Here is a 24,059-nt window from a genome sequence, read left to right as displayed (position 1 = left end):
TCCGATTCGAGGCGTACTCCTTCGTTACACTCAGTCGTCCGCCTCGCCTTTCTCTATCGGGGCACCAACCAAATTGCCCCACTCGGTCCAGGAGCCGTCGTAGTTGATGGCGTCCTCGTAGCCCAGCAACTCGTGCAGGGCAAACCAGGCGACCGAGGAGCGCTCGCCGATCCGGCAATAGGCGACGGTCGTGCTGTCGCCGTCGATGCCGTACTCACTGTAGAGCTCCTGCAGTTCGTCGAAGTCTTTGAATGTCCCGTCGTCGTTGGTCACTGCGGCCCAGGAGATGTTCTGGGCACCCGGGACGTGACCGCCGCGCTGGGCGGTCTCCTGGAGGCCCGGCGGCGCGAGAATCTCGCCGCTGAACTCCTCGGGACTCCGGACGTCCACCAGTGGCAGGCCGCGTTCGATGGCGTTCTCGACATCCTCGCGGTACGCACGGATGGATTCACGCGGTCCGCTGGCTTCGTAATCGACTGCCGAGAAATCAGGCTCCTCGTCGGTCGTGGGATAGTCGTTCTCGACCCAGTACTCGCGACCGCCGTCGAGCAGACGGACGTCGTCGTGGCCGTAGTACTTGAACTGCCAGTAGGTGTAGGCAGCGAACCAGTTGGAGTTGTCGCCATAGAGGACGACCGTCGAATCCTCGCTGATGCCATGAGAACCCAGCAGCTCCTCGAAGTCATCCTTCGTGAGGATGTCGCGGGTCGTCTGATCCTGTAACTGGGTTTCCCAGTTGAACCCGATCGCGCCGGGGGCGTGGGCTTCTTCGTAAGCCTCCGTGTCCACGTCCACTTCCACCAGTCGATACTCGGACTCGTCACTCTCGAATTCCGAGAGGTTGTCCTCGACCCAGTCCGCCGAGACGAGGACGTCGTTCGCGTACTCAGTCATAATGCATCTGCTCCTATCGGCGGGACCCATAAAACTACTGACGTAACGGCAGGTACGGCCACTCCTCGCCCGTAGGGGCAGGTGTTGCCGTCTGGCGCGGGACGTTCGACGGAGCCGCCTGCCGGGATCGCTTGCCGACTCGCGACTCCGGCGTGGCCGGCGAGTCTTCCGGATGGGAAGAGGAGAATACTGCAGCTATCTCGGAGCACGGGCACTCGGCGGCGACGCCCCGACATTCAAATCACGTGCGGGCGAACGACCTGTCATGACTGATTTCGTCTCGGCGGCGTGGCTGGCTGATCACCTCGATGCCGTCCGGATCGTCGACGTCCGGGACGCCTGGGAGTACGAGGGTATCGGACATCTCCCCGGCGCAGTATCGATCCCGTTTGACTCCTTCCGCGCCAGCGAGGGCGACGAGGGGATGTTACCCGGCGCGGATGTCTTCGCCGACTTGCTCTCGGAAGCGGGGATCGCGCCCGGCGACGAACTCGTCGCCTATGACGACACCCATGGCGTCTTCGCCGCCCGGTTTCTCGTGACCGCCGAACTGTACGGCCACGACCCTGATCGACTGCACCTTCTCGACGGCGACTTCAGTGCCTGGCAGCGCGAGCGGGAGACGACCGACGGGACGACCAACGTGACGCCGACCGACTACACCGTCGATCGACCCCGCGAGTCCCCGCTGGTCGGCCGTGAGACTGTCGCGGCGGCGATCGATGGCAACGCAGTGATTGTCGACACTCGCGAGCGATGGGAATACGTGGAGGGACACATCCCGGATGCTGTACAACTCGACTGGCGGGACCTCATCGACGACGACACCCGTGGACTCAAACCCCGCGAAGAGATCGAGTCGCTCCTCGAATCGAGGGGGATCACGCCCGAAAAGCGGATCGTCCTCTATTGTAACACGGCCCGGCGGATCAGCCATACCTACGTCGTCCTCCGGCACCTGGGCTACGAGGACCTGGCCTTCTACGAGGGGAGTCTGACAGAGTGGGAGGCTGCGGGCGAACCGATCGAGACGGTCGAGTAACCGTTTGACTGGCGCTTACAGTCGTCTCTCGGCGGTCCCGGATCACGGTGTTCGTGGATTCCCGAGGTGGACGTTCATTCGGACGGTGCTTGTTCGTCGGCGGGCAGCCGTTCGTTCGCCAACAGCTCTACACCTTCCGACAACAGCGCCACCACGACCGGTCCGGCGATGATGCCGAGCGCCCCCATCGTGAGTATCCCGCCGGTGAACCCGATAAAGTAGAGACTCCCCGGGAGATCGGCGGCGACCTCGGAGAGACGCGGCCGGACCAGGATGTCCGGTAGTCCGGCGACGAAGACCAGCCCGGTCACGCCCACGAGGACGGCCTGTGTGACGTTCTCCGCAAGGATCTCCATGACGACGAGGACGCCGATAAGGACGCTCGGGCCGATGATAGGGACGAACTGCAAGATCCCACTCAGCACCGCGAGCGTGATCGCGGCGTCGTATCCGAGGGCGAAGAACACCGGCAGCGCGAGGACGAACGTCCCCAGACCCGTTGCGCCCTGGAGGACGTACAACCCATAGAGGGTGTCCCGCAGTCGTTCGTGGAGGACCTCGACGATATCGTAATACTCCGGCGGAACCGTCCGTCTGAGCGCGCGGGCAGGCATTGTCGGCTTCAACAGGAGTGCGTACACCAGCAGGACGAACAGGAAGAACTTCAGCGCGAGTACCGGGGTGGCGCTGGCTGCGTCAATCGCCACGTCGGCAAGAAGATCCCGGGCCGCTGTCACAAGTGTCGAGAGGTCCACCGAGTACGTCGTCTCTAAGAACGTTACGGAGAACTCCTGGGGAAGGTCGGCGAGCATTTCGAAGAACGTTGACCGACGGACGTACAGCGAGTACCCGATGGGGGCGATCACGACGGCGGCGAAGACGAACGCAACCGCCGTACTCGCTGCCGCCGCGAACCGCGGTCCGATTCCCCGACGAACCAGACGCTGACGAACTGGATAGAGGACGTACGCGACCGTGATCGCGAAGAATATCGTCCCGAAGACTCGCCACAACGTAATCACGGCAAGGGCGCTCAACAGCGTTAGCAATCCGACGAGCGCGAGGGTTCGGCGGGGGAGTGTCACGTTCGCCCCGTTCCGGAGGTATGTCCATAACGTTTTCCTGTACGTCTCTGTCTTCCGATCGACATCTCGACGCCCGGCGTTCGAACTCCTGCCTTCGAGGTACCTCTTGATTGTAATTCTTCTTCAAAGGGACACAACGAAACGAAAACCCCTCTATTCGCCGCTGTAGCGCCTGATATACTCCGCAATATTCGATATAGATGCCGAATCCTGCCCAATCCATAACATTCTTCCATAGATGTTTTCAATAGGTGAGAATACGGTACATTCCTTTACAGGACGTCGCGGTAATATTCACCTAGAATGGCAACGCTAGAGCGCGTGAAACAGTCACTGGGGTCGGATGAGTCCGATGTCGGCTCGGATTCGGGCGTCATTCCGGCCGACGCCGGGGTCGAGGATGTCTGTGACGAGGAGGTAGAGACGGTCCGGGAGATCCTCGTCGACGTCCCGACTGCCAAGGAGGGTGTCATCCCGGCGTTACAGGACGTCCAGGACGAGTACGGCTACCTGCCGAAGTTCACGATGGAACTGATCGCCGAGCACACCGAGACGTCGATCGCCCACGTCTACGGGACGGCCTCCTTCTACTCGCAGTTCCACATGGAACCCCGTGGCGAGCACACGATCAAGGTCTGTACGGGGACGGCCTGTCACGTGAAAGGTGCCGACGAGGTGAGCGAGGCCTTCTGTGACGAACTCGACGTGGAACTCGAAGAAGTGACCGACGACGGGACGTTCACGGTGGATCACGTCCGGTGTATCGGCGCGTGTAGTCTCGCCGTCGCCGTCATGGTCGGTGACGAGGTCTACGGCGACGTCCAGCCAGAGGAAGTCGACCGGGTCATCGAGGAATACCGCTAGGAGGGATCACGAATGTCAACTGTACCCACTGAACCGCGCCGTGTCCGCACGGAAGACGATCTGGCCGACTTACAGGCCGAGGGGAAACAGTCGCTGTATCCCGAGGAGACGAAGGTTCTGGTCGGGATGTCCTCCTGTGGGAAAGCCGCCGGGGCGGACGACGTCTACGGCCTGCTGTCGGCCGAACTTGGGCCGAACGACGACGCGACGGTCGAGAAGACCGGCTGCATGGGGTTCTGTGACCGCGAACCGCTCGTCGAGGTCATTCGCCCCGATGGCGTCTCGATCATCTACGAGAACGTCACCGAGGAGGACGCCAGCCAACTCGCTGGGGCCGTCGCCGAGGGCGAGTTGCCCGAAGAAGGGGCCCTCGCCGCACGAAGCCACGCCGAGGACTGCGATCACGACCACGGCGTCCCCCACATCGACGAGGTTCCCTTCTACGAGTCCCAGCAGCGCGTCGTCCTGGGCAACAGCGGTCTCGTCGATCCCGAGAGCCTCGAAGAGTACGTCGGCCGGGACGGCTACTTCGCGCTCTGGGAGTCGCTGTCGGAACTCTCTCCCGAGGAAGTCATCGAGGAGGTAAAGGAGTCGAACCTCCGCGGGCGCGGCGGCGGTGGCTTCCCAACGGGGATGAAGTGGGAGTTCCTGGCCGGCAACGACGCCGGCTTGAAGTATCTGATCTGCAACGCCGACGAGGGCGACCCCGGTGCGTACATGGACCGGACGCTCCTGGAGAGTGATCCCTACGCGGTGCTTGAGGGCATGACCATCGCCGGGTACGCGCTAGGCGCGGAGAAGGGGTACATCTACGTCCGCGCAGAGTACCCGCTGGCGATCGAGCGCCTGCAACACGCCATCGAAGAAGCCCGCGAGGCCGGATTCCTCGGCCAGGACATCTTCGGTGAGGGTTTCGACTTCGATCTGGAGATCAAGAAGGGTGCGGGCGCGTTCGTCTGTGGCGAGGAGACCGCGATGATCAACTCCCTGGAAGGTGGCCGCGGGATGCCCCGGCCCCGTCCGCCGTACCCCGCCGACGAGGGGCTGTGGGCCGAACCGACCAACGTCAACAACGTCGAGACGTGGGCGAACGTGCCCGCGATCGTCCGTAACGGCGCGGAGTGGTTCGCCGACATCGGCACCGAGGAGTCCGGCGGAACGAAAGTGTTCTCGGTCACGGGCGACGTCGAGAACACCGGCCTCGTCGAGGTTCCCCTGGGAACTCGCTTAGAGGAAGTCGTCTTCGAGATCGGCGGTGGGACCACCGGCGGCGAGTTCAAGGCCGTCCAGACCGGCGGCCCCTCCGGCGGTGTCATTCCCCGGGAGCACTCCGAGACGCCCATCGACTACGAGACCCTGATGGAACTGGGGTCGATGATGGGATCCGGTGGGATGATCGTCATGGACGAGTCGACGTGCATGGTCGATCAGTCCCGGTTCTTCCTGGATTTCAGCGTCGACGAGTCCTGCGGGAAGTGCCCGCCCTGCCGGTATGGCACCATTCAGATGCTCGAGATGCTCGAGAACATCACTAACGGGGAGGCCGACCCCGACGTCATCCCCGAACTGCGGTCGCTGGGGGAGTCCATGGAGGAGATGTCGCTGTGTGGCCTGGGTCAGACCGCGGCCAACCCGGTGATGAGTACGCTGGATTACTTCGAGGAGGAATACCGACAGCACGTCGAGGACGAGGAGTGTCCCGCCGGGGACTGCGAGATCGGTGGTGGCGAGCACGCGGGAACGTACAAGATCATCCCCGAGGAGTGTATCGGCTGTCAGCAGTGTAAGGACGCCTGCCCGGTCGACGCGATCTCCGGTGAGCCGGGCGAAATTCACGAGATCGATCCAGAGGTCTGTATCGGCTGTGGGCAGTGTGTCGATCCGTGTCCGGTCGATACTATCGAGGTGAGGGGTTGATACCATGAGTACGACTACCGAATCGGAGACCGAGGTCGAACGCGACGTCACGCTGACGATCGACGGCCAGGAGGTACAGGCCGCGGCGGGCGAAACGATCTTGGAGGCCGCAGACCGCGCGGGAATCGACATCCCGACGCTGTGTGCCCACGCGAACCTGACGAACGTCGGTGCCTGCCGGATGTGTCTGGTCGATGTCGACGGCGAACGCCGCGAGACCGCCTGTACGACGGCCGTCGACGACGGTATGGACGTCGAGTTCGACACCGAGGATCTCTGGGAGAAACGCCGCTCCATCCTCGAGTTGCAGTTCACCGAGGAAAACCACTACTGCATGTATTGCGAGATGGAGGGCGACTGCGAACTCGAGGACATGTTCAACCGCGCCGGTCTCGACCAGGATCGCTTCCCCCTGGAGTACAAGGACATCGGGCCGGATACCTCCAACGAGTACATCACGATGGATCTCGACCGCTGTATCAGCTGCGGTCGGTGTATCCGGACCTGTGAGGAAGTCGTCGCCAACGATACGCTGAACTTCGGCAACCGCGGCCGCGAGACGACGATCATCGCCGATTCGGGTGTCCCGCTGGGCGAGTCGTCCTGTACCTCCTGTGGGGGCTGTGTGCAGGCCTGCCCGACGGGTACCCTCTACAGCCCGCTCAGCGCCTACAAGGGTCGCGAACGGGATTGCGAGGTCGAGACGACGACCTGCAGCGAGTGTTCGGTCGGCTGTGAACTCGAAGTTTTCACCAACTCCGGCCGGATCGTCAAGATCGAAGGCATCGAAGCGGGCGAAGACGGCGGCCAGCTGTGTGAGATGGGTCGTTTCGAACTACTCGACGACCGGCGCGAACGGATCAAAGCGCCACGGACCGACGGCGAGACTGTCGGCCTCGACGCGGCGCTGGAGACGGTCGCCGACAAACTGGTCGACGCCAACTCGGTCAACGCTGTCGCCTCCGACCGGTTGCCCACCGAGACTCTGGAGGTGTTCGCCGACGCGATGGACGCGGTCGACGCTGACCTGGAGATCCCCGGGGCAAAGCGCCGGGCGACCGAGGCGGCGATCCGCGAGGAACTGGCTGGAGACGGCCACGGGGACTTACAGGCCGACTCTATCGAGGACGTTCTCGACGCCGAAGGGATCGTCGTTTACGACACCTCGATCGTCGACACCCATCCAGTGGCGGCCTCCTACGTCCGCCGGGCCGCGAAGGACGGTGCTGAACTGGTCACCGTCGACGGCGAGGAAGATCGGCTCAAGCGGTTCAGCGACGACAGCCTGACCGTCGGCTCGCCGCTCGCTCAGGCCACCGCGGAGGCCGCGGGCGCGGTCGCCGATGGTGGCAGCGCCTCGCCGGTTGCGGGCGTCGCAGAGGCGGCGACCCGGGCGCTTGACGCCGAAAACGGCGTTGTCGTCCTCGGTCCCGAGATCGAGGACACCGGAGCACTGGTCGACGCCTACGGGCTGGCCGCGATGACCGACAGCCGGATCCTCAGTCTCGACCGAGGTGCCAACCGCGCCGACCTGGCTGCGGACGTCATCGACGAACCCGCCGAAGTCGCCTACCTGCTTGCCGGCGACGACCGCGGCGAGGATCTCGATCGCTCGATCGAGGTCGCTCGACAGGCCGACATCGTCATCGCTCAGGCGACCCGCGAGTCGGCGCTGACCGAGATCGCCGACGTCGTGCTCCCTGCCCTCGACTGGTTTGAACGCGAAGGGACGACCGTCGACGCCGACGGCGACGAGCGCCGGATCGATCGCGTGCTGGACCCGCGTAGTGAGATCGACTCCGACCGTGAGATCATCGCGGAACTGAAGGAGGTGGCAGCATGAGCGCACAGGCCGAGGCCGAAAAGGAGGCCGACGACCGGACGACCGTCGCGACGGTGTGTCTGGGCGGCTGTTCGGGCTGTCACATGGAGTTCTTAAACGTCGATCACGGACTGATAGACCTCGTAGAGGAAGTCGACATCGTCGCTAGCCATATGATCGTCGACGAGAAGGGCGTCCCGGAGGCCGACGTCGGCATCGCCGAGGGTGTCGTCACCAACGAGGAGAACGTCGAGGTGGCCGAGGAACTCCGCGAAAACTGTGACACTGTCGTCGCCTGGGGCGACTGCGCTGCACTGCGCGGGATCATGTCGCTGCGGAACTACCAGGATCGCGACGAGATGTTAGAAGAGACCTTCGCAGAGAAAGCAGACGACGAGAGCGAGGTGCCTTTCGGCGACGACGAGGGCGTTCCGAAACTGCTCGAAGACGCCCGGCCGCTCGACGAGTACATCGACGTCGATGTCTACGTCCCCGGCTGTCCACCCGACGCCGAGGTCATGAAGGAGAGCCTCGAGGCGCTGGCTCGCGGGGAGACCCCCGAGATCGAAGGTGACAAACTGCAGTACGACTAAAGAGACAACAATGAGCAAGAAGGAAGTCATCGATCCGGTCACGCGCGTCGAGGGGCACGGCAAGATCACGATTCACCTCGACGACGACGGTGCGGTCGAGGACGCACAGTTCCACGTCACGGAGTTCCGCGGATTCGAGGAGTTCGTCGAGGGTCGGCCCATCTGGGAGATGCCCGAGATTACCGCCCGCATCTGTGGGATCTGTCCCGTCAGCCACCAGCTGGCTGCCGCGAAGGCTGCCGACGACGTCATGGACGCCGACGTGCCCGAGGGTGCCCACAAACTCCGGGAGTTGCTGCACATGGGTCAGGTCCTGCAGAGTCACGCCCTGAGTTTCTTCTACCTCTCCAGCCCCGATCTGGTACTGGGCTACGACGCTGATCCCGCCGAGCGCAACATCGAGGGCGTTCTTGAAGAGAATCCCGAACTCGCCGAGCGCGGGATCGACCTGCGGAGCTTCGGCCAGAACGTCATCGCCGCGCTGGGCGAGAAGAAAGTCCACCCCGACTTCGCGGTCGCCGGTGGCGTCTCGAACACGCTCGACCGGGAAGACGGCGAGGACCTGCTCGAAGAGAGCGAGCCCCTCCCGACGTATCTCCGGGAGACGATCGACCTCCTGAAGGGGATTTTCGAAGATATGGACCCGGACACGTTGGATTACGCCACCTACCCGACGGGCTACATGGGGCTTGTGACCGGGGAGGGTGGCCTCGAACACTACGACGGGGACATCCGGCTGGTCGACGAGGAAGGTGACCGCCTAGAGGAGATCGACGACGGCGCGTATCGTGACATCATCGCCGAACGCGCAAAGGAGTGGAGCTACCTCAAGTTCCCTTACTACAAGGACCGCGGGTTCGAGGACGGCCAGTACCGCGTCGGGCCGCTGGCCCGTCTGAACGCTGTCGACGACGTTTCGACCCCGCAGGCCCGCGAGGAGTGGGTCGAGTTCATGGATGCCGCGGAGGGTCCGGTCCACGAGCGATCGACGTACTACCACTGGGCGCGGCTCATCGAGATGCTCTATTGCGTCGAGCGCATCCAGGAACTGCTTGAAGACGACGACGTTTACGAGGGCATGACGAACGTCCCGACCAAGCCCAAGGCGGGCACCGGCGTCGGCGTCATCGAGGCCCCGCGTGGCACGCTCATCCACGAGTACACCATCGACGACGGCGGACTGGTCGAGGACGCCAACTTCATCGTCGCCACGACGCACAACAACGGTGCGATGAACCGCGGCGTCCTGTCGGCGGCCGAGAAATTCGTCGACGGCCCGGAGATCCCCGAAGGCATCCTCAACAAGATGGAGAGTGTCATCCGGTGTTATGACCCGTGTCTGTCGTGTTCGACCCATTCGATCGGTGAGATGCCCCTGGAAGTGACGCTCGAACAGGACGGCGAGACGATCGACGAAATAAGCCGCTGAAGGCGGCCCGGAACACCGATACTACCACCAAACTCACCATGGACGCACTGCTACTCGGCCTGGGCAACGACATCAAGCGCGACGACGTGATCGGTCTGGAGGTGACCGAAGCGCTGGGAGAGCGCTTCGGCGACCGGATCGACGTCGAGACCTACACTTCCGGCCGACTCATGCTCATCCAGGAACTCAGTGGCTACGATCGGGTGTTTCTCGTCGACGCGATCAAAACCGACGGTGGAACCCCGGGCGACTACTACGAGTTCTCCCCGAGCGAGGTCGAGCCTGGTGCCGATTCGGGCGGGCTGGCGACTCACAACGTCGGCCTCGGGACGCTGCAGACCCTCGGCGAAGCGATGGGCCAGTCTATGCCGGCGATCACGATCTTCGCGATCGAGGTCGAGAACCCCTTCGAGTACGGCGAGGGGATGACCGACGTTGTCAGCGAGGCAGTTCCGAATCTGATCGAAGAGATCGGCGACGACATCGAAGCGACGCTTTCGGTGACCGCGACGGCGTGAGGTTTATCCTCCACAAAAGATAAACCAGAACGTTCAACCCGCTGGTCGTCTCTTCTGTGGGTATGTCGGACTTGACGATCACGGACGTCGAGACGTACGTCGTCGCGAACCCGTGGAAACCCTGGGTTTTCGTGCAACTGGAAACCGACGCGGGCATCACCGGTCTGGCCGAGGCGACGACACACGACAAGCCCCGGACCGTCGCGGCCGCGATCGACGAGATGGCCGACTACTTCGTCGGGAAGGATCCCTTCGATACCGAACAGCTTTGGCTGGAGATGTACCGCGACGAGTGGTTCTCGAAGAACGTCGTCAACACCACCGTCGTCTCCGCGATCGACATCGCCTGCTGGGACATCAAGGGTAAGGCCCTCGGGAAATCGGTCTCGGAACTGCTGGGCGGCCGCGTCCAGGGCGACCGTCTCCGTGCCTACGCGAATGGCTGGTACACCGACGCCGACGGCGAACCGGAGGGGTTCGCCCGTGCGGCCGAACGCGTCGTCGAGGACGGCTACGATGCGATGAAGTTCGATCCCTTCGGTACCGCCTGGCAGCGGATGAGCAAGGCCGACCTGGAACACGCCGTCGACATCGTCGGGGCGGTCCGGGAAGCAGTCGGGCCGGATGTCGACCTGTTGATCGAGGGGCACGGTCGCTTCACGGCGGGCCAGGCTCTCGACGTCGCGCGCAAACTCGACCAGTTCGATCCCACCTGGTTCGAGGAGCCCTGCCCGCCGGACTCGATCAACAGCCTCCGTGAGGTCGCCGATCGCTCGCCGATCCCGATCGCGACAGGCGAGCGCCACATGACCAAACACGACTTCTTCGAACTCGTTACCCGTACCGAGGTCGACATCCTCCAGCCGGATCTGATGAACACCGGCGGGATCACGGAAGGCAAGAAGATCGCGGGGATGGCCGAGGCCGATCACGTCAGCGTCGCGCCGCACAACCCACAGGGACCGGTCGCGACGGCGATCTACGCCCATTTCTGTGCTTCGGTCCCGAACTTCATGATCCAGGAAGTGTTCCAGACCTACGACGTCGAATGGGTCACCGAACTCCTCGAAGAGTCAGTCACTGTCGAGAACGGCTTCGTCGAGGTGCCAGACGGTCCCGGGTTCGGGATCGAACTCGACATGGACGTCGTCGCCGAACACGAGTACACCGAGGAGCAAGTCCACACGATCAATCTCTTCGAGTCTGACTGGGAGACTCGCGAACTTGAGTGATCGGCGACCCGGTTCGTCCCGCTTGGGAACGCACGACCGTGTGGCCGCCCGGCCGTTCGCTTCAGCAGTCGGTCGACTGTCACCGGAACCGTCCGGAGGGGTTGTGTAGACCTGTCGGTGGGCGGGTGTGAGCCGATAACAGTGACTGTCGAAAGCGATCAGGCGTCGGTGAAGGGTGCCTGCATCTCTCCCACGTCGAGGAGAATCTCGTCGCCGGCCCCCAGGACGTCGGTGACTTCGCCGAGGACCACCAGATCGAATTCAGGCGTGGGTCCGACGACGATCGGATCGCCGACCTCGATGTCTTCGAGCAACTGCTGGAAGTGGATCCTGGCCCGACACTCCGTGGGGTGGTGGACGTTCGTCAGCGTGATCCCGTCGACAGTCACGTCCAGACGCTGGAAGTTCTGTGCGAGGACGACGTCCTCCTGGTCGTCGTCGCGATCACGATCGAGGACCCGAAAGGCCATCTCGGTCGGCTCGTAGCCACCCCGGGGGCCGGGGACACTGTCGACCAACCCGAGCGAGCCCAGCTTGCGCATCTGGTTTTTCAGCGATCCTTCCGTCCGGTCGATCCGTTCGGCGAGGCGCTTACTCTTGACCGGCTCTTCGGTCTCGCCGTACTCGTTGACGAGGACAGTGAGTGCGTTCCGATCCGGCGGCGAGAGGTCGAAAGGGGTGTCGTCCATGTACTATTCGCGGAGTAACGCCCTCAACCACTTAGCGGTTGCCCACGTTCTCTTCCCGGCCGACGTCACCTCACCCGTCCCACTCGAACCGCCCGAGGAAGTCGTCAGTACTGGCCCGCCAGGCCTCGACTACTGCGTCCTCGAAGGCGTCACCCTCGCCGACAGTGACCTCGTCGTGTTCTTCGAGCCACGCGACGGTCCGTTCGACGCCCTCCTCGAAGTCGATCGTGTACTCGAAGTCCAGCTCTCGTCGAGCCTTGCTGTTGTCGAAGACCGTACTGTACTGGAAGTGGTCCCGGAGCATCTCTGTCCGATCGGGTGCGACATTTCGGAGGACGTCCGTTGGGATGTGAACGAGGTCGGGTTCAGGAGCGTCCAGGGCGGCGGCGACCCGACGGTGATATTGATTCCAGGTGATGTTTTCCTCGCTCGTGACGTGGTAGGTCTCGCCATAGGTACTCTCGTTGCCGACTGCGGTGACGTACGCCCGCGCCACGTCCTCACGGTGGCAGGGGCCCCATAGCGAGGTTCCATCGCCGTGCACGACGATCGGCTTGCCCTGCCTGATCCGTTCGATGTAGTAGGTATCGATCCCGAAGGTGTGGAAGATCGGCCCGCCCTCGCCGTAGGTACTCCAGGGGCGGACGATCGTCACGTCGAAGGTGCCGTTTGATTCGGCCGCTCTGAAGCGATCTTCGGCGGCGATCTTGCCCGCGGCGTAGTCGCTGACGGCTGGCTCACGAGGGGCATCTTCGGTGATGGGATTGCGTTCGGGCGGCCGGTGGTAGACGTCCACCGTGCTCGTAAAGATGAACTGCTCGACCTCGTCGCCGAACGCCCGGACGTCGCTGTCGGCGTCGTCGACGTCGAAACACATCATGTCGATCACGCAGTCGACGTCGACGTCCGCGACCTGTTTCTCGAAGGCGTCGTGGTCGAAGCGATCGCCGTGGATCTCCGAGACGCCATCGGGGATCTCGACGTCCGTTTCGCCGCGGTTGAAGATCGTCACGTCGTGGCCTGCCGCGACGAGCTGTCGGGTGATTCCGGTGGAGATGATCCCGGTCCCGCCGATGAGGAGTACGTCCATATCCTTCACCATTCGCTCGGGCCACACATTATGCTTGGCCTCGCCATCTGCTGACTGAGCCACAGGCTCGGAGTGGTTTTTCGGGAGATTGTGGCTGCGGGGAGTAAGCCCCCTTCTGTTCGGTCCGGTATTCGGCTGAGCGTCCGTGCCGCGTCCGGGCTACCAGTCGCACGGACTTGCACCGGCGGGGATTCGCCGTTCCATCCGTTCTCGCCCGTCGACGTGCCGGCTGGCACGCCCAGTTCGTCACTCGCGTGAAACTCCGTCGGAGCCTCACGCGAGTAGCGTGCCCTCGGCGGGTCAACTTCCCGTCGCTTGTTCGCCCGTCGGGCGATCACCTTGCGACGACCGCACGGTCGGGCTTTCTCGCTCGGGGTTCACACGCCTCATCGGTCGGGGCGAGGGGTCTCGTTGCTGTTCCAGAGCCGACGGTCTCCCGTCCCGGGTTTGCACCCGGCCGCCCGCCCGGACGGTGGGGGGACTTTCCTCATGCCCGTTACGCGTCCGGCGAGGCCGAACCGCGTTCCCGGGCACGGGAACCGGACTCCCGCTGCCGGGTGAACCTACTCGGCGGGCAGGATTAAGGGATTCGGTCGATCCAGCGGACAACCGTCAGTTCCGCCCCTCGTTACAGCGCCTGCTTGATCTGCTGTACGAACTGCGCCGGCGGCAGCGCACCGGTGAACTCGCCGTCAGTCCCGTTGACGTTGATCTGAGGGACGCCACGGACGCCGAACTCCTCGGAGAGTTCCATGAATTCCTGGGACTCGACGGAGTTGGCCTCGACGTGCTCGTTCTCGATCGCGAGGCTGTGGGCCGTCTGGACCGCTCGCGGGCAGTGCGGACAGGTCGGCGTGACGAACACCGTGATCTCTACGGGGTCGTCGATCTCTTCCAGTTCTGTCCGAACGCTTTCGTCCAGTTGGGTCTCGCCGGTCGAGACAGCGAGCATGTCTCCCAGGAACGAACTGAACTCCTGGCCGGAGGGGATTCCGAAGTACCGGACACCTGAGACGTCCTCGCGCGTGATGACCGTCACCGGGCCGCCGTCGTAGCGGTCGGCCCCCATCTCGGCGGCCACCGACTCGTCCATGTCGTGGACGTGCAGATCGCTCCGGTCCGTCAGCGAGTTCACGTCCGCAAGTAGTTCGACAGTCTCCTCACAATACTGGCAGTCCTCTTCCGTGAAGACGTGCACGTCGATCGGCTCGTTCATGTCGCTGAGCATCTCCGACACTTCGGCTCTGTCGTCCTCGTCTAGTATCGACATCTGTAGGTCACCGTAGTAGCTACTGCCCAGTTATATTTTGCGATATATACAATACCATGCACTATAGTCGAGCATAGCCGATTCTGCCCTTCGCGTATCGCGATCCTCTCTCGTGACAGTAAGTTTTTAGGTATCCCTAAAAACCGTAACTGACTTACTTATTTAGGCTAGCCTAATCCCCATGGGTTGCACGTCAGGCAGTGACGGAAGGTCGACGCGTCGTGAGTACCTGCGATACGGCGCGACAGTGATCGGTGGCGGATTGCTCGCCGGTTGTCTCGGTAGCGAGGACGACGCGTCATCCGAGATGGAGACGGACCCAGTCACGGTGACGGGAACCGCGACTGAGACAGCGCGATCCACGACCGACGGAACGACCACGGAGGGGACGGCCGATACACCGACGGATTCGTCGCACTCGGTGTCGCTCGTGCCGGTCGGCGAGGTCACCTTCGAGGGAATCCCCGAGACCTGGCTCGCGAACAACGGTAGCTGGGCGGACATGGGGATTGCGCTCGGTCAGGATCCACCAGACGGCGTGTGGCTGCCGAGTCGATATCATACTCACTACTACGACGAGATCCCCGACGTATCCGTCGAGACGTCCGAAATAGAACGCCTTTCTCAAGACGGCGTCAGCAAGGAGCGCTTCTACGCGATCGACGCCGATGTCCACGTAATCGACCCGAACTTCATCACGAACCGCTTCGAGTGGAGTGGGGATGACGTCGCCCAGATCGAGCGCGAGGTCGGCCCGTTCTTCGGGAACAGCATCTTTTCGCGGAACTACTCCTGGCACGACGACTACCGCTATTACACACTGTACGAGGCCTTCGAGAAACTCGCGACCGTCTTCGAGCAACGGGAACGATTCGAGGCCTTCACGTCGATTCACGGGGACTTCCAGGCCGAACTGGCGTCGATGGTTCCTGGTCAGGATGAGCGGCCCGCCGCCGCGGTCCTGTGGGCCGGCGGCGATCAGCCCGAGAAGTTCTTCCCCTACATCATCGACGAAGGCACGAGCTTCAAGCACCTGCGGGATCTCGGGGTTCGGGACGCACTGGCGGCCACAGACGTCAAGGATTTCCACAGTTCTCGGGGCGCAATCGACTACGAGACATTGCTAAACGTCGACCCCGAAGTCATCCTGGTGCGCGGACAGGAGGCCAAATCGGGCGCCGAGTTCCGGGACAGCGTCGTCTCGTTCATGGAGAGCCACGCGGTCGCCAGCCAGCTTACGGCCGTCGGGAACGACGACGTCTACCGTGCTGGGCCGCTTTACCAGGGTCCGATCACAAACTTCGTCGTGACCGAGCGGCTCGCCCGAGAACTATACGGCGTCGAGGAGGAACTGTTCGACCGCGAGCGCGTCTCAACGGTCGTCAACGGAGAGTTCTAAGATGGCCGACGAGCGAGTGCCGACGAACGATGAAGGGGACACTGGGCTGACCCGACGAGCGTGGATCGCGAACGGGACGGCACTCCTCGGCGGGGGCCTGCTGGCCGGCTGTCTGAGCAGTGGGGGCGGGACGGACACGCGACCAGAAGGGGCGGATACGCAGACTGGGGGTGGAGAAGGCCCGACGACCGAGACGGTAACTCCGACTGACGACGCTTCGATACAGACTGCACAGCAGGACGGCGACGGAGGGTCCGGCGAGTACGCCGTCTCGATGGCCCCCATGGGCGAGGTCACCTTCCAGGAGGTGCCCGAGGATATTTTCACGATCATGAGTCCCTACGCCGAGATGGCCCTTGCCCTCAACCGGGGCGAAGACGTCAATGCCGTCTACGCCGTCGAGTACACGAACTCGCTGATGGACGCCATCACCGCGCCACTCGATGGTGTCTCCGTCGACTGGAGCAACTGTTATGACTCCTGGAATCCGAGTCCGGAGAAGCTCTACGACCTCAACAGTGACGTCCACCTCGCTGATCCCGCCCATGTGGTCACGATGGGCAAGTGGGAGCGCGCGGACGTCGTGGAGATCGGCGAGCGCGTCGCGCCGTGGTTCGGCAACAAGTTCAGCGCCGAACACGGCACACCACCCGAACCCTACGCCGACAGCTACGAGTATTACACCCTCTGGGAGACCTTCGGACACGTCGCCGCGGTCCTCCGGGAACGGGAGCGCTACGAGGCCCTTCGACGTGAGCACGAGGCGATAGTGTCGACAATCCGGGATGGACTGCCACCGGAATCTGAGCGCCCGACGGTCACGATGGTCCTGCCTTCGACGAGCGACGACACGATGTGGGTCTACGATGTGAACGGACCGGGCTATCACGCCGCCCACACCCGGCCGCTGGGCGCGGTCGACGCCTTCGCCGACGACGACGCTGTCGGGAACGGCACACAGATCGATTACGAGGAACTGCTCGACGCTGACCCGGACGTCCTCGTGATCCTCGGCGGCATCGTCGACGCCCACGACATGCCCGCGATCCGAGAGACGCTCGCCGAGGACCCCGTCGCGGGGTCGGTCTCCGCGGTCCAGAACGACCGAATCTACGCCCAGGCCGGGAGACATCAGGGTCCCCTGATGAATCTCTTTCAGCTCGAGATGGGCGCGAAGCAACTCTACCCCGAGCAGTTCGGCGCGTGGCCGGGCTACGAGTCCGGTCCGTACCCGGACCTCCCGAGCGACGAACAGCTGTTCGATCACCAGCGGGTCGCCGAGACGATCACCGGGGACAGGTAGCGATGACTGATCACGATGGACGGGACCCCGGGGGAAGGATCGAACGGGACACCGTGGAGGTGCACACCTGACCATGGCGGGCGAACCGACGACGCGCAACCGGATCGCCTCGCGGCTCGGCTGGTTCGATCGCGTCGATAGCTCGCTGCTCGCCCTCTGTCTTGCCAGCGTCGTCGTGGTGCTGGTCGCCGGGTTCGTCCAGATCCGTTACGGAGACTTCCCGATGACGCTCGGGGAGGCCTGGAGTGCTATCGCCGATCCGAACGTCCTCCTCAGCCTCCGGGCCTGGAAGGGATTCTTACTCGGTGGCGAGTTGCCCGAACTGTCCAATCAGAGCTTGATCGTCTGGAACATGCGCATCCCGCGGGTGATCGTGGCCGTCTTCGTCGGCATGAACCTCGCCGTCTCAGGGGCGATCTTCCAGGCCGTGACGCGCAACGAACTCGCGAGTCCGTTCATCCTCGGGGTCTCCTCGGGGGCCGGGCTCGCGATCTTGCTCTCGCTCGTGGCGATCCCGGCCACGACGATCGTCGTCCCGCTTCTCGTTGCCGAATTGCACGTCAGCACGTCGATGTTGTTGCCGGTGTTTGCCGCGGTCGGGGGCGTCCTCGCGTTCGTGATCGTCTACGCCATCGCCTGGAAGAACGGCACCTCGCCGGTCCGACTGGTGCTGGCGGGCGTGATCGTCAGTACGGTCTTTGGCAGCCTCCAGCGAGCCATGTTCTTCTTCGCCGACGATCTCGGCGTCGTCCAGTCGGCCATCGCCTGGATCACCGGCTCGCTGACCGGGACTGATTGGGAGCAGGTCCGGATGGTCCTGCCGTGGTCGGTGATCGCGCTCGCGCTCGCGGTGCTCGCTGCTCGACAGTTGAACGTCCTTCTGTTGGGGGAACGTACCGCGAGTTCGCTGGGCATGCGTGTCGAACGCGTCCGCTTTGCGCTCTCGGGGGTAGCCGTCCTCGCGGCGGCCGTGAGCATCGCCGTCGCGGGCATCGTCGGGTTCGTCGGACTGATCGTCCCGCACATGGTCCGGAACATCGTCGGCAGCGACTACCGGAAATTGATGGTCGGCTGTCTGTTCGTCGGGCCGGCGCTGATGGTCGCCGCGGACGTGGGGGCCAGACTCGCGCTACCGGTCCAGATTCCTGTCGGCATCGTGACCGGCCTGGTCGGCGGCCCGTACTTCCTCTATCTGATGCGCAGACAGGAATCGATGGGTGAGATCTGATGAGTGACGAAACACCTCAGACTGACGGCGGCAGCCAGGCGGTACAGCCCCCGTCGGGAACCACCGGCGAGATTGCCGGCGACGCCATCGGCGAGAACGACGACGGTCACGGCGAGCCGTCGCCAGATGCCAGCGAGTTCGTCGGCGAGGAGCTCGTCGCCGGCTACCCATCAAGCGAGGAGCCGGTGATCGACGGCGCGACGATCCGGCTTCCGCCGGGGGAAGTGACCGCACTGGTCGGGCCGAACGGCAGCGGCAAGAGCACGCTACTGGCCGGTCTCGCCGACCAGCTCGCCATCGACGCGGGCACCGTTCTGCTCGACGGGGAGGATATCCACGCGTTGGGAACGAAAGAACTCGCCCGCAAACTCGGCCTGCTCTCCCAGGAGAACGTCGCGCCGAACAGCCTCTCCGTCGAGGATCTTGTTTCCCACGGCCGGTATCCCCACCGTGGATTCTTCGATTCACTCTCACCGGCCGACCGGGAAGCCATCGACGAGGCGATCGATCTTGCCGGGATCGACCACCTGCGGGATCGCGAGATCGGCAGTCTCAGCGGCGGTCAGCGCCAGCTGGTCTGGATCGCGATGGTGCTCGCCCAGGACACGGACGTGCTCCTGCTGGACGAACCGACGACGTTCCTCGACATGCACCATCAACTCGAAGTCATGGAGATCGTCGAACGGCTCCGTGACGAGAGCGACGTGACTGTCGGCCTCGTCCTGCACGACATCGAGCAGGCCGCCCGCTACGCCGACCACGTGGTCGCACTGAAGGACGGCGCCGTCCAGGCCAGGGGCGATCCCGAAACGGTACTGACCCAGGAGTTGCTTGCGGCGGTCTTCGGGGTCGAGGCGACTGTCGAGTCGACGGATCGGGGACTGCAGATAACGCCACTTCGTCCCCATCACGACTGCGAGTGAGCCGTTCGCTTAGCGTCCACACGACGGTTCGATTCCGGAAAGTACTGGACAGTCGGGCCAGCAGTGTCGAATACCCGTGCGGATCAGCCACTACTTCGAGTGGGAGGAGTACGTCACCGGGGGCCATGCCCAGTCCGTCGAGAACCAGCGAACGATGCTCGAACGCCGGGGAATCGAGTACACGACGGAGCCGGATCTCGACGCCGACCTGTTGCACCTCAACAATATGGGGCCGAAATCGGTTTACTACGCCCGGCGTGCCCGCAATGTGGGTGTTCCGGTCGTGATCCACACTCACCAGACTGCCGAGGACTTCCGGGAGAGTTTCGCGTTCTCGAACACGCTGGCTCGACCGATGCGGCCCTACCTCCGGTGGGCCTACTCCTTCGGGGATCACCTGATCTGTCCCTCCGAACACAACCGCGAGGTGATCGCCGAGTACAGCGACGCCCCGAAGACGGTCATCTCCAACGGGTTCGACCCCGACCGTCTGGAGGGATTTCAGTCCCTCCGTGCGGAGTATCTCGACCGGTACGATCTCGAACCGCCAGTCGTCTTCAACGTCGGCCACGTCATCGAGCGCAAGGGCCTGCGGTCCTTCGTCGAGACGGCCCGTGCGATGCCCGACCTGGACTTCGTGTGGTTCGGCTACCTCAATCCCACCGGTGGCGGCTGGGTCGACGGCCTGTTGCGTTCCCGGACGACGACGAAACTCGTCGAGAACGCCCCGGAGAACTGCACGTTCACGGGCTACGTCGAGGACATCCGCGGCGGGTTCGCCGCGGGCGATATCTTCTTCTTCCCGACGAAAAACGAGAACGAGGGCATGGCCTTACTGGAAGCGATGGCCTGCGGCCGGCCGCCGCTGGTCCGGGATATTCCCACGTTCGAGTGGCTCACCGACGGCGAGAACTGTCTGAAGGCCAGTGAGGATTTCATTGAACCGCTGGAACGCCTGCGTGATCCGAGTCTGCGCGAGCGGATCGGCGAGCGCGCTGCCGAGCGTAGCGAGACCTTCACTCTCGAAGCGATCGGTGACGATCTCGTTTCTCTCTATCGGGACGTGCTGGACGAACACGACGATCGGTGACGTGCCAGATAGTGACGTGGTTCGATCTATCACGACTCACGCAGTGGCCTTACGTCCGGGTCCCGTCCCGTTCGTATGGAATACGATCAAGCGCTTTCGCGCGCACACGACGCCCTGCCCGATCGACCTGCGGCCGACGAACGACGTCTCTCGATCCCAGATCCCGAGGCCCAGGCGGACGGTGCGTTCACTCGACTGACCAATCTCGGAGAAATCGCCGACGCTCTCTCGCGGGAACCCGAACACCTCCACCGTGCGATCCAGCGCGAACTCGGGACGAGCGGCCAGTTCGAGGACGACCGTGCCCGCTACAATGGCGACTTCTCCGCAGGGGACTTTTCCGCGGCGATCGACAGTTACGTCGCCGAGTACGTCACCTGTTCGGAGTGTGGACTGCCCGATACCGTTCTCACGACCGAAGACGGGATCGACATGCTGCGCTGTCAGGCATGTGGGGCCTTTCGTCCCGTCGAGACCCAGGCCGCAAAGTCCAGTACTGCGACCGATCGGCCGACGCTGGAGGAGGGCAAGTCCTACGAGGTGAAGATCGTCGGCACCGGCCGCAAGGGCGACGGAGTCGCCGAGAAAGGCAACTACACTATTTTCGTCCCCGGTGCTCAGGAGGGTGACGTTGTCACGGCCTACATCGAGTCGATCAACGGCAACCTGGCGTTCGCCCGTCAGACCTGAACGGGACACCTTCGCCAGCGCCACGATCGACGAAGGGAATCCGGGACTCGTCTATCAGGTCTGAGCAAGTCACGCTCTGAGGCGCCGCGGTCGACGAAGCGAGGCCGGAACTCGCCCACCGGCCTGACGGTGAGACGACATGCTCAACACGGTGACGACACAACCCGGAGCCAGATGGTCTCGAACTCGTCTCCAGGTATCTCGGCCGACGATCGCGTCGCGCTCGCCCTGGACGTTGACGGGACCGTTCACCGCCACGGCTCGGTCTTCGTGGAGTCGCTGGCGTTACTCCCTTACGCTGGAGATATTTCCCTTGATGAAACGGATCGCGACACTCTCCGGGACGTGCTCGGATCGGTCGCTGCCTACGCCGGCGGCGACCGCTCCCGTCGGCGCTGGCTCGCGGTGATCCGTGTCTGTGACGCTCTCGCCGCGGCAGGATTGGAGCGTCCGGTCGCCCGCCTTCTCGCTGGACTCGTCCGCTATCGGGCCAGGTATGCATCGACGTCCGAGTCAGCGGGTGACGCTGGGGACTACCGCGAGATGCAACGCCGGATCCTCGATCGCTACGGGACGTTTCTCGACGGTCGACGCCGCGAACGAGTCGAACGTGCCTTCCAGCGCGTCTTGGAACGTCACTTCCGGGTAGATCCTGCACTTCGACGAGCACTCGCCGATCTCGCCACGGTCGTCGATCTCGACGTCGTCCTCCTCACAGACGTCCCGACCCACATCGCACGGCCGTACGCGGCGTTGCTCGGCGACGACGTCGAGGTAGTCGGCACCGATTTCGCCACGATCGACGGCCGTTTCATCGGCAAGTACACGTTCGTCGGGAAAGGGGCGACGGTCGATCGACTGCGTGCCGAACGGGGATTGGACTACGTGCTCGCTGCTGGAGATTCGGCGAACGACCTCCCGATGGCCGCGGCTGCGGACCTACTGCTGGCCGTCGCGGGGAGAGGGAACCTTCTCACGGAACTCCCGCCGGAGTTTCGATCCATCGAGGTATCTGCTGTCCGAACGACGGGACTGCCCGCCGACACCGATGCCGTTCTCGTTCCTCGCGAGACGAGTGTTGCGGACGCACTACGGACGACGGTCACGGCGCTGGGCGTCGACATCCGGGAACCGGGAGAGCCAAGATACTTCGACGCTGAGGACTGAGACGTGCATCCGATCGCTCGAAACGTCGGCGATGCCCTGGCCGTCGAGCCGACAGCCTGCCGGGAACTCGACGGCGGGATGATCGGGCAGGTCCACCGCGTCGATCTCGCTGACGGCGCGTCGGTCGTCGCCAAGACCGGCGAGACGCCGCTCTCCGTCGAAGCGTCGATGCTCCGCTATCTCGAAGCCCACACCGACCTGCCGGTCCCCGCCGTGTTGTCGGCGAGTGACGATCTGCTCGTCATCGAGTACGTCGACGGCGACTCGACGATCACGCCGGCGGTCGAAGGTGACGCCGCTGACCATCTGGCGGCGCTTCACGACCATACGTCCGAGGCCTTCGGATTTCCTTTCGAGACACTCTGTGGGCCGCTCGCCCAGCCGAACCCCTGGACGGACGACTGGATCGCCTTCTTCCGTGAACATCGGCTGTGTCGGCAGGCCCGCGGCGCACGCGAGGAGGGACCGCTCGATCGCGAGCGTTTCGAGCGCGTCCAGCGCGTCGCGGACGATCTGTCGGAGTTGCTCGTCGAACCCGACGAGCCGGCACTGATCCACGGTGACGTCTGGCGAACGAACGTCTTGGCAGCAGACGGTGAAGTCCGGGCATTCCTCGACCCAGCGATCTACTACGCCCATCCCGAGGTCGAACTCGCATACGTCGACTGGACGGACACGTTCGGCGACCCGTTCTTCGAACGCTACCGCTCGCGGCATCCTATCGAACCAGGGTTCTTCGAGCATCGCCGCTTTGTCTATCGTTTGTATCCGTTGCTCGTTCACGTACGGCTGTTCGGATCGGAGTATCTCCCCGGGGTAGACGCGACACTCACGGAACTGGGCTATTGACGAGTTGGCTCCGGCCGTTGAACCCACTGTCCCTCGAACCTTCATACGGATTATTGTCGTGATGTACCGGTATCCATCGACCCCGGGTCGGCGTCATCCGGACAGAATCTACAATAATCTGTATCAGTGCCTCTTCCTTGCTCACGCGACGCAATTGCGCTACCCGAACACGCACGACGGCGCTCACGAAAGCGAGGTCTATTGCCACGCTTCCACTCCAGCCGAACTTAATTAACAAAATAATAGTATTACTGACTTAATATAATTTCATCTATGATTTATTTATAGAAATAAAATACGCCGGTGCGGATCGACTTCCGTCATGACCGGTTATCGCCTTAGATCGCGACGTTCACCCGGCAAATATACCCATTCGAGCGTGTGTCCCTCCCGTCGAACAAACCGCTATTGGCCGTTTTCGGCACTTTTCACGTGTGTATCCCGGACTCAGTGGAGCGACCATCCTTTTCGTCCTGTTCGTTCGAGACTCCTTCCGACTGGTCGGTCTGTCGACGCGTGAATCTATGTCGCGCTTACTCCCTGTTAGTTGCCCATTTATTCCGTATATCCGGGATAGATCTCGCTGGGCCACCGATCCGACGCGTCCGCTAGCCGGCCCCTAACCAGTATTCTATCCGTTTCGTGGGTGTTAGTCTTCAGATCGATTTCAACAAATACATCAAAATTGGATAATATATGTGGAGTAAATATGCTTTCGGTCGGGAGCGAGTTTTAATAGTTGATTGATATGATCGGCTTCTTCGATGGGGTCCCCAACTCGGATATCTACAACCAACTATTTTATATGATCCGGCCGTCAACTTCCCCGAGGAAGGCAGTTCCCAGGCGAGAACCGATAGCGAAAACTAAGTCACACGACACACCATCAATCACCATGCAAGAACCGATTACACTCATTGCGGGCGAGACGCTCGTCGACATGTTCCCGACGACTGATGGTCGAC

General features: G+C 63.1%; 22 protein-coding genes and 1 other RNA gene. 17 read left to right on the top strand and 6 right to left on the bottom strand.

What is annotated here, in order from left to right; genetic code table 11:
* Positions 1-30: 30 nt before the first annotated feature.
* A complete protein-coding gene (locus E3374_RS16765) occupies positions 31-894 on the bottom strand; it encodes a sulfurtransferase (RefSeq protein ID WP_136690106.1) in 864 nt (287 codons plus the stop codon).
* A gap of 265 nt (positions 895-1,159) precedes the next feature.
* Between E3374_RS16765 and E3374_RS16760 the strand changes: the two genes are divergently transcribed.
* Entirely contained in the window at positions 1,160-1,936 is a 777-nt protein-coding gene (locus E3374_RS16760; RefSeq protein ID WP_136690105.1) for a sulfurtransferase, read from the top strand.
* 74 nt (positions 1,937-2,010) lie between these two features.
* Here E3374_RS16760 and E3374_RS16755 read toward each other — a convergent pair whose 3' ends face one another.
* Positions 2,011-3,021: an AI-2E family transporter gene (locus tag E3374_RS16755; protein ID WP_136690104.1), complete on the bottom strand. Its 1,011-nt coding sequence runs from the start codon at positions 3,019-3,021 to the stop codon at positions 2,011-2,013.
* Between the two features lie 303 nt (positions 3,022-3,324).
* On the opposite strand from E3374_RS16755, the gene E3374_RS16750 reads away from it, so the two are divergent.
* The 7 genes from E3374_RS16750 (at position 3,325) to E3374_RS16720 (ending at position 11,396) form a co-directional block, all read left to right on the top strand.
* Positions 3,325-3,885, top strand: coding sequence for an NADH-quinone oxidoreductase subunit NuoE family protein (locus E3374_RS16750; protein WP_136690103.1), 561 nt, complete (start codon positions 3,325-3,327; stop codon positions 3,883-3,885).
* Positions 3,886-3,897: 12 nt separating this feature from the next.
* The gene (locus E3374_RS16745; RefSeq protein ID WP_136690102.1) at positions 3,898-5,802 is read left to right on the top strand and encodes an NADH-quinone oxidoreductase subunit NuoF; all 1,905 of its coding nucleotides are present in this window, start codon (positions 3,898-3,900) and stop codon (positions 5,800-5,802) included.
* A gap of 4 nt (positions 5,803-5,806) precedes the next feature.
* A complete protein-coding gene (locus tag E3374_RS16740; RefSeq protein WP_136690101.1) occupies positions 5,807-7,645 on the top strand; it encodes a 2Fe-2S iron-sulfur cluster-binding protein in 1,839 nt (612 codons plus the stop codon).
* Positions 7,642-8,217: an NADH-quinone oxidoreductase subunit B family protein gene (locus tag E3374_RS16735; RefSeq protein WP_136690100.1), complete on the top strand. Its 576-nt coding sequence runs from the start codon at positions 7,642-7,644 to the stop codon at positions 8,215-8,217. The genes E3374_RS16740 and E3374_RS16735 overlap by 4 nt, the downstream gene beginning before the upstream one ends.
* Positions 8,218-8,227: 10 nt before the next feature.
* On the top strand, positions 8,228-9,646 hold the full coding sequence (locus E3374_RS16730) for a Ni/Fe hydrogenase subunit alpha (RefSeq protein ID WP_136690099.1): 1,419 nt from the start codon (positions 8,228-8,230) through the stop codon (positions 9,644-9,646).
* Between the two features lie 38 nt (positions 9,647-9,684).
* Positions 9,685-10,164: a hydrogenase maturation protease gene (locus E3374_RS16725; RefSeq protein WP_136690098.1), complete on the top strand. Its 480-nt coding sequence runs from the start codon at positions 9,685-9,687 to the stop codon at positions 10,162-10,164.
* Between the two features lie 62 nt (positions 10,165-10,226).
* Positions 10,227-11,396, top strand: a complete 1,170-nt coding sequence (locus E3374_RS16720) for a mandelate racemase/muconate lactonizing enzyme family protein (protein WP_136690097.1) — start codon at positions 10,227-10,229, stop codon at positions 11,394-11,396.
* Positions 11,397-11,554: 158 nt separating this feature from the next.
* Here E3374_RS16720 and E3374_RS16715 read toward each other — a convergent pair whose 3' ends face one another.
* From E3374_RS16715 to pdo, 4 genes are all read right to left on the bottom strand, one after another.
* Positions 11,555-12,085, bottom strand: coding sequence for an Rrf2 family transcriptional regulator (locus E3374_RS16715; protein ID WP_136690096.1), 531 nt, complete (start codon positions 12,083-12,085; stop codon positions 11,555-11,557).
* A 70-nt stretch (positions 12,086-12,155) separates the two neighbouring features.
* Positions 12,156-13,175, bottom strand: a complete 1,020-nt coding sequence (locus tag E3374_RS16710) for an NAD-dependent epimerase/dehydratase family protein (protein WP_136690095.1) — start codon at positions 13,173-13,175, stop codon at positions 12,156-12,158.
* Between the two features lie 92 nt (positions 13,176-13,267).
* Positions 13,268-13,730, bottom strand: an RNA gene (gene rnpB / locus E3374_RS16705) — RNase P RNA component.
* A 73-nt stretch (positions 13,731-13,803) separates the two neighbouring features.
* Entirely contained in the window at positions 13,804-14,445 is a 642-nt protein-coding gene (gene pdo / locus E3374_RS16700; RefSeq protein ID WP_136690094.1) for a protein disulfide oxidoreductase, read from the bottom strand.
* A gap of 181 nt (positions 14,446-14,626) precedes the next feature.
* Between pdo and E3374_RS16695 the strand changes: the two genes are divergently transcribed.
* The 9 genes from E3374_RS16695 to E3374_RS17505 form a co-directional block, all read left to right on the top strand.
* Positions 14,627-15,844 carry an ABC transporter substrate-binding protein gene (locus E3374_RS16695; protein WP_136690093.1) on the top strand — a complete coding sequence of 406 codons (1,218 nt, stop codon included), beginning with the start codon at positions 14,627-14,629 and terminating at the stop codon, positions 15,842-15,844.
* A gap of 1 nt (position 15,845) precedes the next feature.
* Positions 15,846-17,147 (top strand): ABC transporter substrate-binding protein, encoded by a 1,302-nt coding sequence (locus E3374_RS16690; protein WP_136690092.1) that lies wholly within the window; start codon positions 15,846-15,848, stop codon positions 17,145-17,147.
* Positions 17,148-17,220: 73 nt separating this feature from the next.
* The gene (locus E3374_RS16685; RefSeq protein ID WP_136690091.1) at positions 17,221-18,375 is read left to right on the top strand and encodes a FecCD family ABC transporter permease; all 1,155 of its coding nucleotides are present in this window, start codon (positions 17,221-17,223) and stop codon (positions 18,373-18,375) included.
* On the top strand, positions 18,375-19,298 hold the full coding sequence (locus tag E3374_RS16680) for an ABC transporter ATP-binding protein (protein WP_136690090.1): 924 nt from the start codon (positions 18,375-18,377) through the stop codon (positions 19,296-19,298). The genes E3374_RS16685 and E3374_RS16680 overlap by 1 nt, the downstream gene beginning before the upstream one ends.
* A gap of 76 nt (positions 19,299-19,374) precedes the next feature.
* Positions 19,375-20,388 carry a glycosyltransferase family 4 protein gene (locus tag E3374_RS16675; protein ID WP_136690089.1) on the top strand — a complete coding sequence of 338 codons (1,014 nt, stop codon included), beginning with the start codon at positions 19,375-19,377 and terminating at the stop codon, positions 20,386-20,388.
* A gap of 75 nt (positions 20,389-20,463) precedes the next feature.
* Positions 20,464-21,078, top strand: coding sequence for a translation initiation factor IF-2 subunit beta (locus tag E3374_RS16670; protein WP_136690088.1), 615 nt, complete (start codon positions 20,464-20,466; stop codon positions 21,076-21,078).
* Between the two features lie 174 nt (positions 21,079-21,252).
* Positions 21,253-22,245: an HAD family hydrolase gene (locus tag E3374_RS16665; RefSeq protein WP_136690087.1), complete on the top strand. Its 993-nt coding sequence runs from the start codon at positions 21,253-21,255 to the stop codon at positions 22,243-22,245.
* A gap of 3 nt (positions 22,246-22,248) precedes the next feature.
* Complete coding sequence (locus tag E3374_RS16660; protein WP_248299519.1) at positions 22,249-23,094, top strand: fructosamine kinase family protein; 846 nt, start codon at positions 22,249-22,251, stop codon at positions 23,092-23,094.
* Between the two features lie 739 nt (positions 23,095-23,833).
* A partial coding sequence (locus E3374_RS17505) for a hypothetical protein (protein ID WP_211195005.1) occupies positions 23,834-24,059 on the top strand: 226 nt, incomplete at its 3' end.

It is taken from the genome of Halorhabdus amylolytica, assembly GCF_004944975.1.
GTDB lineage: Archaea > Halobacteriota > Halobacteria > Halobacteriales > Haloarculaceae > Halorhabdus > Halorhabdus amylolytica.
The sequence above is the reverse complement of the archived record's forward strand: the minus strand, read 5'-3'. Positions and strand labels throughout refer to the sequence as shown.